The sequence below is a fragment of the Pseudomonas sp. B7 genome (assembly GCF_016735645.1).
In the GTDB taxonomy this organism is placed as follows: Bacteria; Pseudomonadota; Gammaproteobacteria; order Pseudomonadales; family Pseudomonadaceae; genus Aquipseudomonas; species Aquipseudomonas glycinae.
This window is the reverse complement of the sequence record NZ_JAERRE010000008.1, coordinates 253,619-274,478: the sequence shown is the minus strand read 5'-3', so window position 1 is coordinate 274,478 and position 20,860 is coordinate 253,619. Positions and strand designations below refer to the sequence as shown.

Below are 20,860 nucleotides of genomic sequence, written 5' to 3'. Positions count from 1 at the left end.
TGCACGAGAGCCATCAAATGCTACTTCGGCGTGTCCGGCTGATTCGCCGGATGCGCCGCAATGAACGCCGGATGTTCAGCAGCCAACGCAGCCACCCGACGAATCCGTGGATACGCCTCCAGCGAAACATTGAAACGCTCGGCCGCGTACAACTGCGGAATCAGGTACACGTCCGCCACACACGGCCACTCGCCGAAACAGAAGCCGCTGTCGCCGATCAACTGCTCCACCGTCGCCAGCCCCTGACTGATCCAGTGGCCGATCCACTCGTTGACCTGCGGCTCGTCATGCCCCAGACCGCGCAGGCGATTGAGCACGCTGACGTTGTGCAGCGGATGCACGTCGCAGCCGATCACCGCCGCCACACCGCGCACCCGGGCGCGGGCAACGAGGTCTTCGGGCAACAACGGCACCTGTGGATAACGCTCCTCCAGATACTCGATGATCGCCGGCGACTGAATCAGCAACTTGCCATCGTCAGTGCGCAGCGCCGGCACCCGGCCCTGGGGATTGATCGCCAGGTACGCCGGTTGCCGATGCTCGCCACCGGGCGGTGCGATCAGGTTGACCGGCAACGCCTGATAGTCGAGGCCCTTGAGCGCCAGCGCAATCCGCACCCGGTACGACGAGGTGGAACGGTAATAGGTGTAGAGATCCATGAGCCGCTCCTGTCAGCGCGCCGCCAGCACGGTGCCACGGCATTCGCCGAAACCGATGGAGGCAAAACCTTCGCGGGCGCAGCGGGCGCGCAGGATGATTTCGTCGCCGTCCTCAAGGAATTTGCGCACCTCACCGGAGGCCAGTTCGATCGGCTTTTTGCCGCCCTCGGTGATTTCCAGCAGGCTGCCGAACTGACCGTTCTCAGGGCCGGACAAAGTGCCCGAACCGAACAGGTCACCGGCCTGCAACTGGCAGCCATTGACGCTGTGGTGCGCGACCATTTGCGCGACGGTCCAGTACATGTAACGGGTGTTGCTCAGGGTCAGGCGATGGGCCGGCAGGTTCTGCTCGCGCATTTTCTCGGTGAGCAGCAGCACTTCCAGCTCGATGTCAAAGCCACCACCCTCCTGATCGCGCTTGTCGAGCAGGTACGGCAGCGGCTGCGGGTCACCTTGCGGACGCGCCGGCTGCGCGGTACGGAATGGCGCCAGCGCTTCGGCGGTCACCACCCATGGCGAGACGCTGGTGATGAAGCTCTTGGACAGGAACGGGCCGAGCGGCTGGTATTCCCAGGCCTGGATGTCACGGGCCGACCAGTCGTTGAGCAGGCAGAAACCGGCGATGTGTTCGGCGGCATCACCAATGGCGATCGGCTCGCCCATCTCGTTGCCCTGACCGATCCAGATCCCCAGTTCCAGCTCATAGTCCAGCCGCGCGCACGGGCCGAAGGTCGGCTCGGTTGCGCCGGCCGGCAGGGTCTGGCCTTTAGGGCGGCGCACGTCGGCACCGGAAGCGCGCACAGTGGACGCGCGACCGTGGTAGCCGATCGGCACGTGTTTGTAGTTCGGCAGCAACGGGTTGTCCGGACGGAACAGTTTGCCGACGTTCTGCGCGTGTTCGATGCCGACGTAGAAGTCGGTGTAGTCACTGATGCGCGCCGGCAGGTGCAGCTGGCAATCGGCGGCCAGTGGCAGCAGTTTTGCGCCCTGGGCTTCAATGTTGCCGCGGTGAGTGCTGCCTTCGCTGAACAGTTCCAGCAGACGCTCGCGCAAGGCAGCGCGGGCGTCGCGGCCGAGTTCGAAGAACGCGTTCAACTGACCGCCGCGCATGGCTTCGACTGCACTGCGCGCGGCGCCGTCGAACAGACCGGATTCCAGCGCCACTTGCAGATCGAAGATGTGTTCGCCAATCGCCACGCCGGCGCGCGGTGCCGAGCCATTGGTGCTGAACACGCCCAGCGGCAGGTTCTGCAACGGGAAATCCGCGTGGCCGTTGGCCGAAGCGACCCAACTGCGGGTGATGGAATTCTGCGTCATGGGTTATCTCCGGGTCGGGTCAAACGTGGCGGGCAGCGTGGCCCAGCAAGCGTCGTAAGTGGATTGCAGTTGCGGGCAGTCGAGGGCGAAGCGGCTTGGGCGCAGCACCTGGCTGGTCTCGAACATGAACGCCATGGTGTTGTCGATCTTCGCCGGTTTGAGGTCCGCGTTGATGGCTTTGGTGCAAGTCTCGCCGTCCGGGCCGTGGGCGCTCATGCAGCTGTGCAGGGACGCGCCGCCGGGCACGAAACCTTCGGCCTTGGCGTCGTATTCGCCCTGGATCAGGCCCATGAATTCATTCATCAGGTTGCGGTGGAACCACGGCGGACGGAAGGTGTTCTCGGCCACCATCCAGCGCGGCGGGAAGATCACGAAGTCGAGGTTGGCCAGACCGTGGACGCTGGTCGGCGAGGTCAGCACGGTGAAGATCGATGGGTCCGGGTGATCGAAACTGACGGTGCCGATGGTGTTGAAGCGGCGCAGGTCATACTTGTACGGCACGTTGTTGCCGTGCCAGGCGACCACGTTCAGCGGCGAGTGATTGAGTTCGGTACCCCACAACTGGCCGAGGAATTTCTGCACCAGGGTGGTCGGTTGTTGCAGGTTTTCGTAGGCGGCGACCGGGGTCAGGAAATCCCGTGGATTGGCCAGGCCGTTGCTGCCGATCGGCCCCAGGTCCGGCAGGCGCAGTGGCGCGCCATGGTTCTCGGCGACGTACCCGCGTGCTTGCGGGTCGAGCAGTTCGACGCGGAATTTCAGGCCCCGTGGCAACACGGCGATTTCCAGCGGCGCCACGTCCAGCACACCCAGTTCGGTGGCGATGCGCAAGCGACCCAGTTGCGGTACCAGCAGCAGCTCGCCGTCGGCGTTGAAGAACACGCGCTCCATCGAACGGTTGGCGCCATAGTGATAGATGCTGATGCCGGCCGGTTTGTCGGCGCCGGAGTTGGCCGCCATGCTCACCAGACCGTCGATGAAGTCGGTCGGTTCGGTCGGGAGGTCCAGCGGGTTCCAGCGCAGGCGATTGGGGGTCACTTCACCCAACGGGCCGCCCGCCAGTTGCCGCTCCAGTTTGACGAATGCCGGGTGATTGGCCGACGGCTGGATCCGGTACATCCACGTACGCCGCGCTTCGCTGCGGGTCATGGTGAACGCGGTGCCGGAGAACAGTTCGGTGTACAGACCGTACGGGGCTTTCTGCGGGGAGTTCTGGCCGACGGGCAGTGCGCCGGGCAACGCTTCCGAGCTGAATTCGTTGCCGAAACCGGACTGGTAAGCCAGGGCTGAATCGAGGTTCATGGAGCCTCCTGAACAGGGCGTCGGCATGGCCGGACGCTCTGGATCAGAGGTCTTGGCACGCCGGGGTTATTTTTATCGTAATTCAATTACGCATAACGTAATTTGCTCGCTATCCAGCGTCAAGCTATAAAGACGCCCATTCGTTCCGGGACACGGCAGCACCATGGAAAAGACCAGCGACAGCAACGGCAAACAGAAAGTCCGCTCCGCCGAAGTCGGCACCGACATCCTCAAGGCCCTGGCCGAGTTGTCGCCGTCCACTTCGCTGTCGCGTCTGGCCGAACATGTGCAGATGCCGGCGAGCAAGGTTCACCGTTATCTGCAGGCCTTGATCGCCAGCGGTTTCGCCGAACAGAACACCGCCACCAACCATTACGGCCTCGGCCGCGAAGCGCTGCGCGTGGGCCTGGCCGCACTCAACAGTATGGACGTGCTGAAAGTTGCCGCCCTGCCGCTGGCCGAGTTGCGCGACGAACTCAACGAAACCTGTTTCCTCGCGGTGTGGGGCAATCAGGGCGCGACCGTGGTGCACATCGAACCGGCGGTGCGCGCGGTAACGGTAGTGACGCAACTGGGCTCGGTATTGCCGCTGCTCAGTTCCTCCACCGGTCTGGTCTTCGCCGCGTACCTGCCGCACCGGGAAACCGATGAATTGCGCGAACAGGAAATCGCCAGCGGCGGCCAACCGCTGGCGGACGAAAAAGCTTATGAGGCGTTGTGCGAACAGATCCGCGAACGCGGTCTGCATCATGTCCACGGCTTGCTGATGCCCGGTGTGGACGCCTTGTCGGCACCGGTGTTCAACGCCCTCGGACAGGTCGCTGCGGTGTTGACCATCGTCGGCCCGACCTCGCTGTTTCATGCCGACGAAAACGGCCCGGCGGCGCAGCGGTTATTGGCTGCGACGCGGGCCGTGAGCTGGCGGATGGGTCATGAGCCTCAAGCACTAGACGCTTGAGGCTCGATCCGCCTGTCACAGGACGGTGGTCTGACTCCTGCGGCTCTGATGATCCTTCATCAATTGCTCGATGATTTCGATCAGGCGCTTTTCTCCCAACTTCTGCCCTGTGGCCTGGGCCATCCAGCCCACCACGGTCCTGGCATCCTTGCCCAGGTCAAACAAACTCTTCTGAGCCTGTGTCACCTTGACCGGTTTGCCGGCTGCGGCTGCCTTTCCGAGACTCACCAATCCGATCAGCGCGGATTTTCCGTGGCCAAAGGCGGATGAGTAATCACCCTGCTCATACGCTCTGGCACCGTCATAAAGGCTCTTGAACACTTCCACGGCGGTGACCACTACTCCAACGGGAGGAATCACAAGACTGATAATGTTGGCGGCAAAAATCACATTGTCATACACCAGACCGGCTATGACCTCATTCAGACTTGTGGTTCGTGCGTCAATATCGCTGAGAACGCGATAGATACTGTCGTCATGAAGCATAGAGAGACCCAGCAACCGTACCTGGCCTTCGGGTTGAGGTGGTGCGACGGCATTGACCGTGGCAACAAGGTTGTCGAAGTAATCATCCACAACCTTGCGGTCGTCAATCTTCACCCTCGCCGTGTAGTAATCACGGAAAGGCCCATAACGGTAACGAATGGAGCCGACAAACTCGTTGAGCGAACGGAAACTCACACCGTCAGGCGCATTGGGCGTGTAAAGATAGTCATGGAATTTTCCATTAATGGACATCCGGAAAATATAAACACCTTCGACGATTCGCCGGCTCAGCAGGCGGAACTTGTAGATCCCCTCGTTTGTATTCGATGGAAACGGAGAGCCATCCGTGCCGGCGGTCTCGCTCAGGTTGTCGACCAGGCGTTGAATCCCTTTGAAGACTTCCGTAGAGAGGTTCCCGGAGAAATACTGATGACAGGCGTCGAAGTGCATCTCGCAGCGGATTTTTGTGGCATGCACAGCCCGCTTGAACTCATAGCCCGGATGTTTCCGGTCCAGATAGTCGTTTTGCAAAAGACGGGTGTAGTGATTCCCAGGACGCAAGGTTTCCGACCAGCTGGAAAGATCCCTGATATCCAGTTTTTCAATCGAAGGGTGTCCACCGGTCACGTAGAACTTCGGATTCTCATCAGGCGTCCGACCGGGCGTCTCGGGGACGTCGAAGTTATGGCCTTCAATCAGGACAGTGGTCAGATCCAGATGAAAATCGTCGGTCTGAATCATGATTTTATCGGGATCGACTTGAACCGTCTGACCACGAGAAAGCAGTAATTCTTCAATCCTTTGTTTGATCAGGGCACGGGTAAATTGCTCAAAAGTCGGAAAGCCATTATCCCGGGAGTTCACCATCGACAATGCCCTGAGTTCAGTACTGAGGCGCACATATCTTTGCCGCGCCGCTATTCCCGCATAGGTGTAGGCTGGAGGTGCCAGCGCTCGAACACGGCCTGCTTCATTCGCATAAGCCACTTCGCTATAACCGAATAACGGCTCACCCGCCTTCAGAGCCATGTAACCCGGCAAAGGATCCAGTTCATACATGTAATGCAGTGCGGTAGATCCTCCTCCCATCAGTTGGCCGGCAGTGGCCAGGTCGTCAGGCGGGATCAATGATTCGGCATACGCGCGATTATCCGACAACATAGACTCCAGCCAGCGATTGAACTGGTAAATGTCGGCAAACTTCACGAATTCGAATTGACCATGGGGCATTTTCATCAACGCGTAACGAGTACTTGTTGTGCGCGAAACGAACAACAGCACGTCTTGCAAAATCGAAGGTCGAGATTTCAGTTTCACTCCGCGAATTTCCACGGAAGGGTCACCCTGCAACGTGCGTTTGATCAATGCAGCATCTGCTTCATTGAAAACTGCAGAATGTTGGGCAACGAACAGTGCGAACTCCGCCTGACTGTGCAGATAATTGAAGTAGGACTCGCGAAACATTTGCGGACTGTTGGACGGCAGGGAATTGCTGAACTCCACGCGCAGGTCCCGATTGGATAACCAGCCTTCCAGTCTGGCGACGGTCAACCCGCTATCTGCCGGAGCACCCTCTATGCGCAGGCTCGCGCGGTTGCCGGCATCCTGCAGGCCGATAATGATGAACTCGGTCAGGGTGCAAGTGTCCTCCTGCTCGATCGTGCGTCCGCCGACCTTGATCCGGTGCAGGCTGTGGACCTTGATCGCATCCGGGTCCAGACGCATGCCCAATGCGCTTTCACACCAGGCACCGAAATGTTCTACGGCGAAATGACGCAGTGAGAACAGCGTATCGAATACCTGGGCGTGCTCGAATTCATACCCTTCTTTCGAAGCCTCCAGGGTTTCGTAAGCATGACCTACAGACTCACCGGCCGATTTTAACCAGTCTGGCCACGTCAGACGCTTGACGAGTACGCGCAGAGCGCCGATCCGTTGGTTCAGATCCGAATGCATCGCAAAGACCTGATGAATTTTTTCCAGTTCCTGGACAAATCCTTCCTGGCGTTGCTCACCGGATCTGAGCCGTGCAGCAAAGTGTGTCTCCTGCTCCTTGAGCCTGCTGTCCACGCAGTGTGTGAACAGGCTGACTGACAATGCCGGATACCTGATGGCATCAGGCGCGACTGCCAGTCGGCTGCACAGTGCTGCATGCAAGTCGGAACTGCTGGAGAAATATTCGAAACCCTTGTCCGGGGTATAAAGGAACCAGCCATAAGCATCGCTGGACAGCTTGACCTCAGAATCTGCGATGCTGGAATAGGACATGACAAAGCCAGACGCCAGATCCCGCGCAATACCGGATGTCGCGCGAATACTGATTTTATACGCACCGGGCGAGTCCATCCTCAACATCTCCCTGGCACGCAGTGCCTGATAACTCTTGAGCGAACCTGCTACTTCCGTCAGAGCCAACTCGGCCCGCAATGCTTCGGCAAACGCCGCTTCCAACAATACTTTGTGAGTTGTCAACTCCCCGGACTGGCTGCGAATTGAACTGCTCCAATATTGACGCGAGGCGCTCGCCTGATCACTGGCCAACTGTTGTAACGCCTGAGTCAAAACGTCCTCGACGTCGACAATCTTTAAACTCTCGATTTTCAAGCGCGCATCTGTTGTACCCGGGCTCAAATAGACAAAGTCATGATTCTGGATATAAGACGGATAAACAGCACGCTTCAGGAGATCAAAAAAAACATCAAGTATGGAACCGGACGGCCTGCTCTCGATTTCATATTGATCAGAACCGGCATTGATATACAAACGCTCCACATCAAGAGACTTCCCCAATCGTTCGAATCGTTCCGAAAGCCTTTTTCGTACAACTTCTCTCAGGGAAGGAGAACGTTCCAGCATCCCCCTCAACTCTTCCCCCGTACGCCGTGCGTCATCCAGCGCAACTTGCCCATCCGGATTATCCAAAACAGCGTCAACCATTGATTCTTTAAACATCATTCCCATTGGGCACATCCTGTATGTCATACAAAACGAAAGCAACTCAATGTCACTTTCACTGTAGCGAAAATGCCCCATCCAATTAAAAAATCAAAGACGCCATATATTTCAACAAGTCTAAATATCAAGGCGAGACTTAAACAACTCAACACAAATTCAGCAACTTGGCCTTCGCCACCGCCTGAGTTCGGCGCTCAACACCCAATTTGCTATGTATACGACGGACATGAGTTTTTACTGTATGCAATGAGATGAACAACTTCTCGGCAATTTGTAGATTGGAATCGCCGAAGGCAATCAGTTGCAGGACTTTAAGTTCTCGCTGACTGAGAGGGTTGATCGTCGTAGATTGTTCGTCCACCTGTTCCGCTGCTTCATCAATGCGCCAGCGCGAGGGCATCTCCACGCATCGGATATAGAGCTCAGCCAGCATTTGCTGCAGGCTGCAGCGCGTTATGATCTGGCAACCCTGATCGAAGAAACTCCTGGCTTGATCTGGCTCGCCCAGGATCAGCGCCACTTCGGTCAGCGTCAACAGTAACTCGGCCTCCAGCCTCACCATTCCTCGAGCCTGTGCCGACGTCAGCAAGGCACGCAGGCGAACCAGAGAGGTTTGCATCTGATGCAAGCGGGTCTCGGACAGAATCAACAAACACTCGATGCGCGGAACCAGTTCCAGCGTCGCCGGCGGGGCCTGCCGTGCGCGCGGGCCACGATAGTGCCTGAGCACGCGACTCAATGCTTCGCGAGCCAGTTCTGGTCGCCCTTGTTGCAACCAGAATTCGCTGCTGACCTGCAGCAGAACGCCGCGATAAACCGTGTCGGGAATCTGCCGCTGTTGCATGAGCCGCTCTGCATCACGCAGACGCATGAATGCCCGCGGATAATCGCCCTGATCGGCGGCCAGTTGTGCCTGTCCCAGAAAGCCGTACAGCACTCGTTTGTCATAGCTGCGCAGGCAGTCGTCGAGCCCTTGTTGAAAGAACACGGCCGCCCGGCCTTGCTGCCCCATGGTCAGTGCCAGCCGCCCTCGACGCAGGGCGATGCGCCCCAGCATCGGCGTCGGTCGCTCGACGGACGCGCCGAGCATTTCGCAAAGACCGGCCAGCAAGTCTTCGGCGCGAGCCGTCGCCCCCCGTTGCTCCAGCAGCTGGGCGTGATCCAGCTCCAGCAACGCCTCGAACAGCAATGACCCCTCGGCCCGGGCCAGGCACAACGCTTCACGATTGATCGAATGCGCCAGCTCCAGATCACCGCACAGCAACGCTTGCTGAGTGCGGCCCGACAGGCACAGCAGGCGCGCCGTCCAGGCCTGCGGCGAAAGATCGTTCAAGGCTTGCTCGAAATGCGCGCGCGCCTCGTCCATGTGCCCCTGCAAATGCAACAGCCAGCCTTGCTGAGCCTGCCAGCGCGCGATCAATTGCCGTTGCTGACTCGCCGACGGCGGCGGAAGAAAACGCGACAGTTGCCCGATGCAATCCGCCGCCTGGGCAAAACGCCCGGCAAACAACAGCGCTGCCGTGATCAGCCCGACCAGTTGCGCCGAACCCAGCAGCAACTCCTCGCCTCGCTGCTCGTAGAGGCGCAACAACAGCACAACCGTCTGCTCCTCGAACAGATGCTCGAAAGTAAAGTGCTGCAGCAGGCTCACCGCAACTTCGTACTCTTCGGCCAGCAACGCCTGTTCGAAGGCGCATTTCCAATGCTGGCCGGCAGCAAACCACTGGCAGGCCAGGCGATGCCAGGAACGTCCGGCCGACCAGGGTTCGTCGCGCATCAAACGCGACAGCGGAGCACACACCTGCAACCAGTCCGGCGACCCTTGCCAGGGTTCGATAAAACACCCGAGGGTTTGTAGCGTGCGCATCCACTGCGCTCCTTCGCCGGCACCGAACAGGTGATCGCACAGGCTGGCGTTGAACCGCGGCAAATGCGCCAGCACCCGCCAGGCGTCGGCCAGCTCCGGGCTCAAACCGTTGAACAGTTCGTGTTGCAGATAGTCCAGCAGGGTATCCATGCGTTGCTGCGGCAAGGTCTTTTGCGACCAGTCGCATTTTTGCATCAACAGGATCCGCACCCCGGCGCACCACCCACCGCTGCGCTGGAGGATTCGCCCGGCTACGTCGTCAGCCTGGGCCGGCGGAAGGTGTCGCAACAGCTGCGCGATCTCCCCGCGACTCAACGCCAGCGCCGCGCTTTCGCACTCGTACACGGCGTCATCAAGCAGCAGGCGCGGCCAGTTGCATTGCGGGCGTCGACGGGTGCCGATCCACCAGGTGACGGCGGGACTGGCAAGCGCCAGCATCCGGTCGAGCAATGCATCCAGCTCGGGTTCTTCAACACGGCAGTAATCGTCGAGAAACACCCACACCGGCGAGGACCGGCGCGCCAGCTCATGCAGCAGCGACGACTCATCCGCCGCTGCCAGCCCCAATGCCTGCGCCAGCCGCTCGCAAAATGCCGCGACACTCATCGACAGGCCCGCCAGCGGCAGCCAGCACACCGTACATTCGGCGGGCGCCTGCAGCAGGCATTCGGTGAACAGCGTGCTTTTGCCACTGCCGGCCGGTGCACAGATCAGCCGGACCCGTGCCGCAGACTCGAGCAGTGATGCAGTCAGACGTGGACGTGGAAGATGATGAGCTGAGAGTCTGGGCAGAAATCCCGGGCGATCCGGAGCGTGGGTCATGGCGGTCATCGGGTACGCCTTTTTATCGTTGTACGCTCACCCTAGCCCTCTCCCCGGCGCTTGTTGACGAGTATTCAGTACGCTGATTGGTGCCCATAAAAAAGGCGACCGTACGGTCGCCCTTTGCCTTGCCAATGTATCGAAACCCTTACCGTACGCCCTCGGCACGCAGGGCCGACGGGGTGTAGTCGGCGGCCTTGGCTTCGAAGCCGAACTCGAAGCTGTGCTTCTCTTCGTTCTTCATCCCCAGAGCAATGTAGCGGCCGGCGATGATGTCGTAGAGCGCCTCAAGGGTGTAGGCCTGCGCCTGGTGATCGTAGTAGTACTGAGCGTGTCCTTCGGCCACTCGCCACAGTTGCCCGCGACCGTCGTAGTGGTCGGCCAGTGCCACTTGCCAGCTGTCCTCGTCGATGTACATGTGGCGTTTGGCGTAGATGTGCCGCTCGTTCGGTTTGACCGTACCGACCACTTCCCAGACCCGGTGCAGTTCATAGCGGGTCAGGTCCTGGTTGATGTGCCCGGCCTTGACGATGTCGTCGTACTTGAGGCTCGGCGAGTCGAGCTTGTAGCTGTTGTACGGAATGTACATTTCCTTCTTGCCGATCAGTTTCCAGTCGTAGCGATCCGGCGCGCCGGAGAACATGTCGAAGTTGTCCGAGGTGCGCAGGCCGTCGGCGGCGGTGCCCGGCCCGTCATAGGCAACCTGCGGCGCACGCCGTACCCGGCGCTGGCCGGCGTTGTAGATCCACGCCAGGCGCGGCTCTTTCACCTGATCGAGGGTCTCGTGCACCAGCAGCACGTTACCGGCCAGACGCGCCGGGGCGGTCACCGACTGTTTGAAAAAGGTCAGGACGTTGGCGGCTTTTTCCGGATCGAGATCCTTCATCAGTTGCGGCACCGCGATCTCTTCTTCGAAGCGGATCGGCGTGTAGCTGCCGTTGGTCTGCGGGGTCACCTGAGTGATGATCCGTCGCAGATTGCCGCCGTGATAGCGGGTGATGTGATTCCACAGAACCTCAACGCCATTCTTCGGAATCGGGAAGGCGTAGTAGCGATTGCCGGTGAAGTTGGCCAGACCGTTGCCGTCGTTGATCGTGGTGACGTTGAGCGCACTGCGCTTGGCCGACTCGTAGATTTCCGGTGGCACGGCCACGGTGCGGTGGGTCGGGTAGACCGGAATCTTGTAGGTTTCGGGATAGCGCTTGAACATCGCCACCTGCCCGTCGGACAGCTTGTCCTTGTACTTGTCGACGTTGGCGGCGGTGATGGTGAACAGCGGTTTTTCGCTGGCGAACGGGTCAGCCAGGAAGCCCTTGCTGTCGACCGCCCCGGCGTTTTTCGGGATACCGCCGGTCCAGGCCGGAATCGACCCGTCGGCATTGCCGGCCTTCTCGGCCCCCAGCGGTGTCAGGCTGGTGCCGAGCTTGTTGGCTTCGTCCGGCGACACCGCCGCGATCACGTTGGCGGCCAGCAGGCTCAGGGCCAGGACACCGCATTGCAGAATCATCTTGCGCATTGCACTCATCCTTCTCGGGCAGATCAGAAGTTCACACCGAAGCTCAGGGCCACGAAGTCACGGTCTTCGAGGGTGTTGTAGTCACCGCCGAAAAAGTCGGTGTAACTCAGGCTCGCGGTATAGGTGTTGCGGTAGTCGGCATCGACCCCGACGCTGACGGCCTTGGCGCCTTCGTTGAACAGACCGTTGGGGCCATAACCGGCGACGTCGTGGGACCAGGACAGGTTGGGCTTGAGGTTGATCCCGCCGATCACGTTGGCGTAATCGAGGATCGCCCGTGCGCGATAGCCCCAGGAGGTGGAGGTGACGAAGCCGTCGGTGTCACCGCCGAAACCGTACTGGCCGTAGACCGAATCGCGGCCGTAACGCAGCTTGCTGCGCGACTCCAGCCCACCGACCCGGACCACCGCCGCTTCACCGACCAGGGTCAAACGTTGAGCGCCCCAGACCTGATCGAAAAAGTGCGTCAGCGTGCTCTGGATCTGCGTCACTTCCTTGCGCCGGTAGCCCTTGTTGTCGGCCCCTGGCGAGGTGACCAGCGGCGACGCAGCACCGCCGGCAATCGGATTGAGCAGCGCCAGGGTCAGGTCGTTGGTGTTGACCTGCACCGGCGCATTGGGCCGATAGCTGATCTCGCCGGTCCAGGCGGTGCCGGTCGGCAACGTGGTGGAGAAACTCGCGCCGTACAGGCGAATGTCTTCCGGGTATTCGAGGTAGTACTGACCACGCCCGAGCATCACGCTTTGCGCCAGTCCCGAACCACTGCCGGGTGCCAGCCGGTTGGCGATCCCGACCATGCCCGGCAATGACGCCAGGGTCGACAGGCCGGCGGTGCTGGTGCCAACGGTCGGCGTGCGGCTGTGGTAGTTCATGAAGTAGAGGCCGTACTCGGTGTCATCGCCGAGCCAGCGCAGTGCCGTACCCCATTGTCCGGAATCCCGCGCATCGCGGTCGCCGCCACGGGGCACGATCACACCTTCGCGGGTGACCTGGATCGGCTGACCGAAGGCTGCCGTCAGCGGCGCCAACGGAGCGATCGCCGGGCTGCCGACGGTGTAGCCGTTGTTGCAACCGTCCGCCGCCACGTCGACACCGAAGAAGGTGCCGCAGTTGTCGAGGACGGTCTGATCCCATTCCAGTTGATAGAAGCCCTCGACCGTCAGTTGATCGGTGAGCCCCTGAGAGGCGAACAACATGTTCACCGGAATCAGCCCCTCCTTGATCTCCGCACCCGGCCGACGGAACGCCGAAACGTCGATCGGGTTGATGCTGTTGATCGAGTTGCCGATGAAGGTGCTTTCGCCCCAGCTCACCACCTGTTTACCGGCGCGAACCGTGCCCGGCAGATCGGCGATGGAATAGTTGTGATAGACGAACGCATCGAGAATCTGCGCGCCCGAAGACTTCGCGCCCTCCTTGCGGCCCTTGTCGCTGATCGGTTTGAACTCGCGGTCTTCGTCCTTGAGTTCGAAGTCGTACCAGTACTTGCCGCGCACGAACACACCGGTGTCGCCGTACTTCAGTTCGAGGTCGTGGATGCCTTTGAAGATCTTGGAAAAGGTCTCGCCCTTCTTGAAGTTCAAACGCCCGTCATCACCGGTGGACGACTGGCCCGTCCCGCCGTTGACCGTACCCACCAGCGACTTGTCGGCATCGCGCATGCCCCAGCTCGCACCGACCGACAGCGACGAGTCGAACGTGCCTTCGATTTCCCCGATATTGAAAGCGACCGCGTGCGCCTGGGCACAGCAACCCAAAGCCACCGCAGCGGCAAGCGCCTGCGGAGTGAAGATGGCGCGCATTGTTGTTTTTGTCATGCGTCTTCCCCGGTGAGTGACAGAAGGCCTCACCCTACTGCCGCCACACGGGGACGATAAGCGCACCAAGGAGGTATTCACGCTGTCGCTCGAAAGGATGAATCCCCGCCTGCGACAAGGGTTTGCGCCCACCATGAACAGGCTGGATGGACCACTATCAACGCAGCGGATAATGACCACCCCGGTGCGCGCCACTGTTACACGCCCCGTAACAGTGCATGTCCGGAATCGCTATTTTTCCCCGAGGCGCCAGCCCGTATTCTGAGCGGGCTTTCACGGCAGACCGCCAGAAAGCCCGAAGTCCGCGACCTAGTCGTCGGCAACCGATTTCTGATGGACCGAAGCGTTTTTCGACCCATCGCCCCGGTGTTCACTGACGTTGATTTGTAGCTCCTTGATCCAACGTCTTACCTTGGCCGCTGCGTTTGCAGCGGCCTTTTTTATGGGCGCTGGTTTACCGCATTGAGCCAGTAATCAGTCACTCCCCCGCCACTGTCAGATGCTTCCTGAATCCTTTTCGGAAACTTCCTTATTGAAATAACGAACAACTTCTATTCGTTATTTATCACCGAATTTTCTGCCGCGCTCCTCTGCAACTGCCTACAGGACTCTCGGACCCGCGCCCGGCGTTTCACCTGTAACTTTAAATGGCAGAACAACTCATCACTTTTAAACAACGCACATTCAAAAGGATATGAATATGCAAAGGCCTCCAGCATTGGAGCTGACTGAACCTGTCCACACGACAGCGGTAGCGCCTCCCGGCTACAACCCGTTACCGGCAACTACATTTGATGTCAGCAGCAGCGGCGCCTTTCAAAGGCCGCCTGCCTTTGCGGGCAACGTACATATCGTGAAAGGCACCGCTCAAGTGCTGGATCAGGAGTTTCAGGCCAGAGCCAGTCAACTTGCACAAACCCTCGAACATGAACTTGCCGCCGCCAGACTCGAAGTTTCAACTCACCCTCTGCCGCCCGCCGAGGCAATCATTCGTGAACTCGGTGTTCGCAATACGCTGATGGCGCGCAAGACTGCCGAGTTTCATCGCCAGACCGCCTTGGGCAACACGTTTTATGGCAGCGATCCCCTGAACCGGCCGTTGAACGATTTCACCGCGCGAGCGCGAATGATGGAGCGCCCTCTCAAGCCTGATGGCATTGCCTTTCAGACCTGGTCGTTCTCATACCGGGCCGCTCACGAAGCGAGGCTGTTGTCGCAATCGCTGCAGTTGCTCAACCAGCAGCAAGTCAATGTGCTCAACTGGCTGGCGACCGTTCAGGCCAACGATCAAGCGCGAATCGCCGCCGAGCAACAAGCGCAGAGAGCTGCTGCCGAACTGGCGCGGATCAATGAACAAGCTCGACTTGAAGCGCTGGCACAAGCTGCACGTGTAGTGGCCGAGCGAGAGCGCGTTGCCGCCGAACAACACCGTCAGCAAGCACTCGCAGAGGCGGCACGGCAGCAAAAGGAACAAGAGGAAATCCAGGCTCGTGAAGAGGCGCGCCTTGCAGCGCTGGCTGAAGCACAACGGCTTGCTGCTGAGCAGGCGCAAATCGCCGCCGACGCTGCAGCGCAACAGATTGCTGCCGAACAGGCACGTCTGCAAGCGCAAGCCGATGCTCAGCGCCGCAATGAAGAGCGCTGGCTGCTGGCTGAAAAAACACGGCAGGAAAAACAGCAGAAAGCGCTGCGAAAGGCACAGAAAAAACGCCGTAAAAAAGCGCGCAAGATCGCCAGGGAACAGGCCCGACGGCAAGCAGAAAACGCCCTGAGCGGACAATCTCCCGTCTTTGCCAATGCCGGATCGATGGCTGCAATCGGCCCGACCTTTACCGGGCCTCTCGGTGTTTTTGGCAACAACCCGGCAACCACGCTGGCACTCAGAACATCGCTGCGAACGGCGGTGTCCCTGGCGCTGGCGGCCATATCCACAGCGGCGGCGCCGGTGATAGTCGGGTTCGCCGCTTTGCTCGTTCCCTCGGAACTTGGGAACGGCGACCTGTTTGCTGCAAGTGTCCCGCTATCAGAACTTGCGCCTGATTTGGACACCGACCTGTACGAACTGGCGACGACCGGCGGTGAAGTCGATCTGCCGGTCAGGCTTGGCTCCAGAACGTTCGGTAACACAGTCGAAGTTGTCGTCGTCAGCACCGATGGCGTGACAGTCCCCAGCAAAGTGCCGGTGGTACTCGCACGCTTTGACGTACAGAAAAACACTTACATTTCCACTGCTAATGCAAGCGACTCCAAAGGCCCTGTCGTCACTTGGACGCCGTTGGTAAAACCGCTGAATCCTTCGACAGATTTGCCAGTCGCCGACACAGACTTGCCGAACTACGAAGGCGCCGATGTCACGCCTGACAGCGGACGGATCGATCCATTTCCTCAGCTTGATCAGTATGGGTTTGATGGGTGGGTTACGGTTTTCCCGATCGACTCTGGAATACCGCCGATTTTCACGATGTTTCGGGATCGGCGGCAGGATCCCGGTATCGCCAGTGGGATAGGGCAAACGGTTTCAGGCAATTGGTTGGGAACAGCTGCGACGCAGCAAGGTGCGCCGATTCCGACGCAAATTGCGGATAAGCTCAGAGGTAGGGAGTTTTCGAGTTTCAGGGCATTTCGCAAGGCGTTTTGGAAGGCGGTAGGGGATGATCAAGCGTTGTTTGAACAATTCACCACTTTCAGTAAATTTGACATAAAAAAGGGTCTTTCACCAACAGCTCCCAGGTCAGAACAAGTGGGTGGAAAAACAAAACTGGATATACATCATGTCGTACCTATCGCTGAAGGTGGTTCGGTTTACGATCTAGACAATCTTCGTGTATTAACTCCAAAACGACACATTGAAACCCATTCCGAAATGAGAAAACAAAAAAATGAAATTCAAGAATAAATTTGAGGAATATACGGAAGCCGAATATGTAGCACTTATTAATCGGCTGGTCGAAGGTGATTACTCATCAGAAAAAGAGCATGACGCTATCGTCGACAACATTGTAAAAACCTCGGAGCACCCAAATGGAACGGACGTTCTTTACTACCCGGAAGAGGGTACGGACGACAGTCCGGCAGGAGTTTTAGAAACCATCAAGGCTTGGCGCGCTGCCAACGGAAAACCCGGATTTAAAAACGAAGAATAGAAAGCAAACAACGAGCAGGCAACTCATGCCTGCTCGTCTCTTTATGTATTACAACGAATACTTCTGCAAATTCCCCATCATTTCCTTCAGCGCCTCGATATTGTCCTTCGGATGCGCCGCACCTTCGAAATCACAGATCTGCTGCCAGTGCGCCGCGACGTCTTCCGGGGAAAACCCGACGCGTGGATCGAAGCCGGCGCCCAGGCTGCGCTCCCAGCGCACCTTGCCCATCCAGCCGCCGCCGACTTCGAACAGGCCCGAGGTTTCCTGGCACTGTTCACTGGCCAGGTACACCACCAGCGGGCTGACCAGTTCAGGCTTGAGTTGTTCGAACACTTGCGGCGGAATCAGGCCTTCGGTCATGCGGGTGCCGCCGGTGGGAGCGATGGCGTTGACCAGGATGTTGTTCTTGCGACCTTCGATGGCCAGGGTGCGGGTCAGGCCGTAGAGGCCGAGTTTGGCCATGCCGTAGTTGGACTGGCCGAAATTGCCGTAGATGCCCGAGGTCGAGGCGGTGAAGATCACCCGGCCGTAATTTTGCTCGCGCAGATGGGGCCAGGCGGCGCGGGTCACTTTATAGGCGCCTTCGACGTGGACGCGGTAGACCAGATCCCAGTCGGCGTCTTCCATTTTATGGAAGGTCTTGTCGCGCAGGATCCCGGCGTTGTTGACCACGACATCGACGCGACCGAACACGTCGAGGGCGTTCTGTACCAGTTTGTCGCCGTCGGTAACCGAATCGTGGTTGGCTTCGGCGATGCCGCCGGCCTCGCGGATTTCCGCCACCACGCGGTCGGCGGCCGAAGCGTTGGCGCCTTCGCCCTGAGTCGAGCCGCCGAGGTCGTTGACCAGCACTTTGGCGCCCTGTTTGGCGAACAGCAAAGCGTGAGCGCGTCCCAGGCCACCACCGGCTCCGGTGACGATCACGACTTTATCTTCGAAACGCACAGACTCATTCATCGGGGCAACTCCAGCAGACCTGAGGGACAGTGTCCCTGAGTGTCAGGCACAGAGCGTGCGGTCACAACGAACACGGCTGGGGCTGAATGGTGCGCGATAAGGCTGAAGGATGATGAAAACGTGCCGAGGCGCCAAGCGCGTTCGGCACGAACTCAGGAACACGCTACCTTGCGCGGAGGCAGCACGAAGTGATCGCGAAATTCGAGGTAGTGCCTGAGCACCTGCACCGGCGCTTCTATTTGCGGGTAGTGACCGATGCCCGGCAACTGCACCGTGTCGGCGTCAGGGATCAGCTCGCGATACCGTTCAACCATGTGCGCCCCGGAAATCGGATCGACTTCGCCATCGATCACCCGCAACGGCACCTCGCCACGCTGCATTGCCGCGACCCAGCGATCACGCTGAACCCGTCGTTCGGGAATGTAGTGAATCAGCTTGTGCATGACCCGTTGCCCGCGATTGCATTCGATCAGGCTCCAGAAATCATCCATCTCGCTTTCACTGGGCCGAGTGTCCGGGCCGAAAATCTGCTGGAAACTCTTCACCAGCGCATCGCGGGTGAATGCCCGGCCGATCATCCAGCCCAAAGGGCTTAGCAGCAGCTTTTGCGCCAGCAGCGGCCGATGGGTTTCCGGGAACAGACCACCGTTGAGGAATACGCAACTGGCGACCTCGATCCGATCTTCGTAATGCCGGGCCAGCAGTTCCTGGGCAACACTGTCGCCGTAGTCGTGGGCCAGAATGTGCACCGGTTGCTCGACCTGCAGATGCGCCAGCAAGGCCTGTTGCAGATCGGCCTGCTCCAGCAGGCTGTAAGTGTGATTCAGGGGTTTGGCCGAGTCGCCGAAGCCGAGCATGTCGCAGGCAATCACCCGGTAGCGCTGGGACAGCGGTTGCCACAGGTAATGCCAGTCCCAACTGGCCGTCGGAAAGCCATGGATCAGCAGCAGCGGTTCGCCCTGCCCGGCCGTCCAGTAGCGGATCGGCTGACCACGGAAGACAAACGTCTGGCTGCGTTTGCGCCAGGCACTCAGAGGGATCTCGGCGAGAGGCATTAGAGTTTATACCCGGGGTCTTGTTTATCGAGTTTGCGCAGCAGCGCCGGCCAGGCCAGCGCGCCACCCATGCCTTGAGCACTTTTGGTGACGCCGGCGATCATCGCCTTGGCGCCCGCCAGAATCTGCGGTTCGATGGCGATCAGTTCGGCACCGCCGGTCTGCGCCATGACCTGGATGTCACAGGCGCGCTGGAAGGTGAACATCATCAGGAACGTGTCGGCGATGGTGCCGCCACAGGTCAGCAGACCGTGGTTGTGCAGCATCAGGAAATTGCTGTCGCCAAGGTCGGCCTGCAATCGCGCTTTCTCTTCGTGATTGAGCGCCACGCCTTCATAAGCGTGAAAGGCCAGGCTCGACAGCACGAACAACGATTGCTGACTGATCGGCAGCACGCCCTGCTTCTGCGCCGACACCGCGACACCGGAAGCGGTGTGGGTGTGCAGCACGCAGGCCACGTCGTGCCGCACTTCGTGCACGGCGCTGTGGATGGTGTAGCCGGCGGGATTGATCTCGTAGGGGCTGTCCATGAGCTTGTTGCCGGCCTGGTCGACCTTCACCAGGCTCGAGGCGGTGATCTCATGGAACATCAGGCCGAACGGGTTAATCAGGAAATCTTCGGTGCCGGGGACCTTGGCGGAAATGTGCGTGAAGATCAGATCGTCCCAGCCATGCAGCGCGACCAGACGATAACAGGCGGCCAGATCGACCCGGGTCTGCCATTCCGCGGCACTGACCTGGTCTTTGACATTCACGGACGAGGGGACGGGGGCTACGCTCACTGTATGCACCTCTGCGTTCTTATTGTTTTTGCGTGTGTCAGCAGTCTAGTCAGCCCCGGACGGTCGCGTAGTTGCATTGGCAGCCAGCTTGATGACTGAACGAGTCAGCAACGCAAACAGCTTGGATCCATGTCAAAGCACCGCCGCCAACAAAGGCGCGGCGAACAGATTGAGCAACCCCGTCAGCACCATCACCAACCCCGCCACCGAACCTTCTTCGCCGCCCACTTCATGGGCCCGGCTGACCCCGGCACCGTGCGCACCGACGCCGAATAATGCACCGCGCGCCAGGGCGCTGCGCAAAGGCAGCCACTTGAGCAGCACACCACCGAGCATCGCGCCGAACACACCGGTGAACATCACGAACACCGCTGTCAGCTCAGGCACACCACCCAGGTCCTGCGCCAGCGGCATGGCGAACGGCGTGGTGATCGAACGCGGCACCAGCGACAGCGTCACCGAACTGTCCAGCGCCAGCGCTTTCGCGAGGCCGAACGAGGTGGCGATCGACGCCGCACTGCCAGCCAGCATGCCCAGCAGCAACGCTGACCAATGCCGCACCAGCAAACGCCGCTGTTGCCAGATCGGCACCGCAAACGCCACGGTGACCGGGCCCAGTACCAGCATCAGCCAATGGGTGTTGCTCGAATATTCGGCGTAAGCGGTGTGCAGCGGCACGGCAAGCGCCAGCAGCAACGCGGGGACCAGAATCAGTGGCGACAGCACGTAACGCCCGGTCCGGCGATACAGCCAGCGACTGAACAGGTAGGCCAGCAACGTGAACGCCAGCCAGAACATCGGCATCAGCTCAAGCTTCATGGGACCGCCTCAGGCGCACGGCCAGCTCTACTGCGAACGCGGTCACCAGCATCACCATCAACGTACTGGCGGCGATCACCAGCAGAATCCGCCAACCGTCGTCACGCAACAACGCGCCGTAATCCAGCAGGCTCATCAGCACGGGAATGAAGAACAGCAGCATCTCGGCCATCAACAGGCCGGCGCCCATTTGCAGCGCCGCCGGTTTAATCCAGCCGAACGCAAAGCCCAGCAGCAATAGCGCCATGCCGATCACGCCGCCGGGAATCGGCCAGGCCAGCCACGCTGCGATCTGGCAGCCGAGCAGGTAAAAAGCGAGCAGCACGGCCAGTTCGGCCAGCAGGCGAGAGAGGTATTTAACGGTCGAGGCTTTCATCGGTGGGCTCCTTTCGGGTGCCTATTTTA

General features: G+C 59.7%; 15 protein-coding genes. 3 read left to right on the top strand and 12 right to left on the bottom strand.

The window, feature by feature from the left end:
* Positions 1-20: 20 nt before the first annotated feature.
* From maiA to hmgA, 3 genes are read right to left on the bottom strand one after another with little or no spacing between them, the layout of a single operon-like run.
* On the bottom strand, positions 21-659 hold the full coding sequence (gene maiA / locus JKA62_RS19360; RefSeq protein ID WP_011332516.1) for a maleylacetoacetate isomerase: 639 nt from the start codon (positions 657-659) through the stop codon (positions 21-23).
* A gap of 12 nt (positions 660-671) precedes the next feature.
* Entirely contained in the window at positions 672-1,976 is a 1,305-nt protein-coding gene (gene fahA / locus JKA62_RS19355) for a fumarylacetoacetase (RefSeq protein ID WP_011332515.1), read from the bottom strand.
* A gap of 3 nt (positions 1,977-1,979) precedes the next feature.
* Positions 1,980-3,275, bottom strand: coding sequence for a homogentisate 1,2-dioxygenase (gene hmgA, locus JKA62_RS19350; RefSeq protein ID WP_011332514.1), 1,296 nt, complete (start codon positions 3,273-3,275; stop codon positions 1,980-1,982).
* A 163-nt stretch (positions 3,276-3,438) separates the two neighbouring features.
* Between hmgA and JKA62_RS19345 the strand changes: the two genes are divergently transcribed.
* Positions 3,439-4,233 (top strand): IclR family transcriptional regulator, encoded by a 795-nt coding sequence (locus JKA62_RS19345; RefSeq protein ID WP_011332513.1) that lies wholly within the window; start codon positions 3,439-3,441, stop codon positions 4,231-4,233.
* Between the two features lie 15 nt (positions 4,234-4,248).
* Here JKA62_RS19345 and JKA62_RS19340 read toward each other — a convergent pair whose 3' ends face one another.
* The 4 genes from JKA62_RS19340 to JKA62_RS19325 all read right to left on the bottom strand — a co-directional run bounded on the left by JKA62_RS19340 (position 4,249) and on the right by JKA62_RS19325 (position 13,696).
* Positions 4,249-7,680, bottom strand: coding sequence for a dermonecrotic toxin domain-containing protein (locus JKA62_RS19340; protein WP_011332512.1), 3,432 nt, complete (start codon positions 7,678-7,680; stop codon positions 4,249-4,251).
* 139 nt (positions 7,681-7,819) lie between these two features.
* Complete coding sequence (locus JKA62_RS19335; RefSeq protein WP_201819062.1) at positions 7,820-10,372, bottom strand: helix-turn-helix transcriptional regulator; 2,553 nt, start codon at positions 10,370-10,372, stop codon at positions 7,820-7,822.
* 139 nt (positions 10,373-10,511) lie between these two features.
* Positions 10,512-11,879 (bottom strand): DUF1329 domain-containing protein, encoded by a 1,368-nt coding sequence (locus JKA62_RS19330; protein WP_011332510.1) that lies wholly within the window; start codon positions 11,877-11,879, stop codon positions 10,512-10,514.
* 23 nt (positions 11,880-11,902) lie between these two features.
* Positions 11,903-13,696: a DUF1302 domain-containing protein gene (locus JKA62_RS19325; protein ID WP_011332509.1), complete on the bottom strand. Its 1,794-nt coding sequence runs from the start codon at positions 13,694-13,696 to the stop codon at positions 11,903-11,905.
* A gap of 700 nt (positions 13,697-14,396) precedes the next feature.
* Between JKA62_RS19325 and JKA62_RS19320 the strand changes: the two genes are divergently transcribed.
* Together JKA62_RS19320 and JKA62_RS19315 are read left to right on the top strand one after the other, a co-directional pair.
* Positions 14,397-16,592, top strand: a complete 2,196-nt coding sequence (locus tag JKA62_RS19320) for an S-type pyocin domain-containing protein (RefSeq protein ID WP_011332508.1) — start codon at positions 14,397-14,399, stop codon at positions 16,590-16,592.
* The gene (locus JKA62_RS19315; RefSeq protein ID WP_041475141.1) at positions 16,576-16,839 is read left to right on the top strand and encodes a bacteriocin immunity protein; all 264 of its coding nucleotides are present in this window, start codon (positions 16,576-16,578) and stop codon (positions 16,837-16,839) included. The genes JKA62_RS19320 and JKA62_RS19315 overlap by 17 nt, the downstream gene beginning before the upstream one ends.
* A gap of 48 nt (positions 16,840-16,887) precedes the next feature.
* On the opposite strand, the gene JKA62_RS19310 is transcribed toward JKA62_RS19315, so the two are convergent.
* From JKA62_RS19310 to JKA62_RS19290, 5 genes are all read right to left on the bottom strand, one after another.
* Positions 16,888-17,799 carry an SDR family oxidoreductase gene (locus JKA62_RS19310; RefSeq protein WP_011332507.1) on the bottom strand — a complete coding sequence of 304 codons (912 nt, stop codon included), beginning with the start codon at positions 17,797-17,799 and terminating at the stop codon, positions 16,888-16,890.
* A gap of 152 nt (positions 17,800-17,951) precedes the next feature.
* The gene (locus JKA62_RS19305) at positions 17,952-18,854 is read right to left on the bottom strand and encodes an alpha/beta fold hydrolase (RefSeq protein ID WP_201819061.1); all 903 of its coding nucleotides are present in this window, start codon (positions 18,852-18,854) and stop codon (positions 17,952-17,954) included.
* Positions 18,854-19,636 carry a class II aldolase/adducin family protein gene (locus tag JKA62_RS19300; RefSeq protein ID WP_007957227.1) on the bottom strand — a complete coding sequence of 261 codons (783 nt, stop codon included), beginning with the start codon at positions 19,634-19,636 and terminating at the stop codon, positions 18,854-18,856. Before JKA62_RS19300 ends, JKA62_RS19305 begins: the two co-directional genes overlap by 1 nt.
* A 132-nt stretch (positions 19,637-19,768) precedes the next feature.
* Positions 19,769-20,455, bottom strand: a complete 687-nt coding sequence (locus JKA62_RS19295) for an LrgB family protein (protein WP_011332505.1) — start codon at positions 20,453-20,455, stop codon at positions 19,769-19,771.
* The gene (locus JKA62_RS19290) at positions 20,445-20,831 is read right to left on the bottom strand and encodes a CidA/LrgA family protein (RefSeq protein WP_201819059.1); all 387 of its coding nucleotides are present in this window, start codon (positions 20,829-20,831) and stop codon (positions 20,445-20,447) included. Before JKA62_RS19290 ends, JKA62_RS19295 begins: the two co-directional genes overlap by 11 nt.
* Between the last annotated feature and the right edge of the window lie 29 nt (positions 20,832-20,860).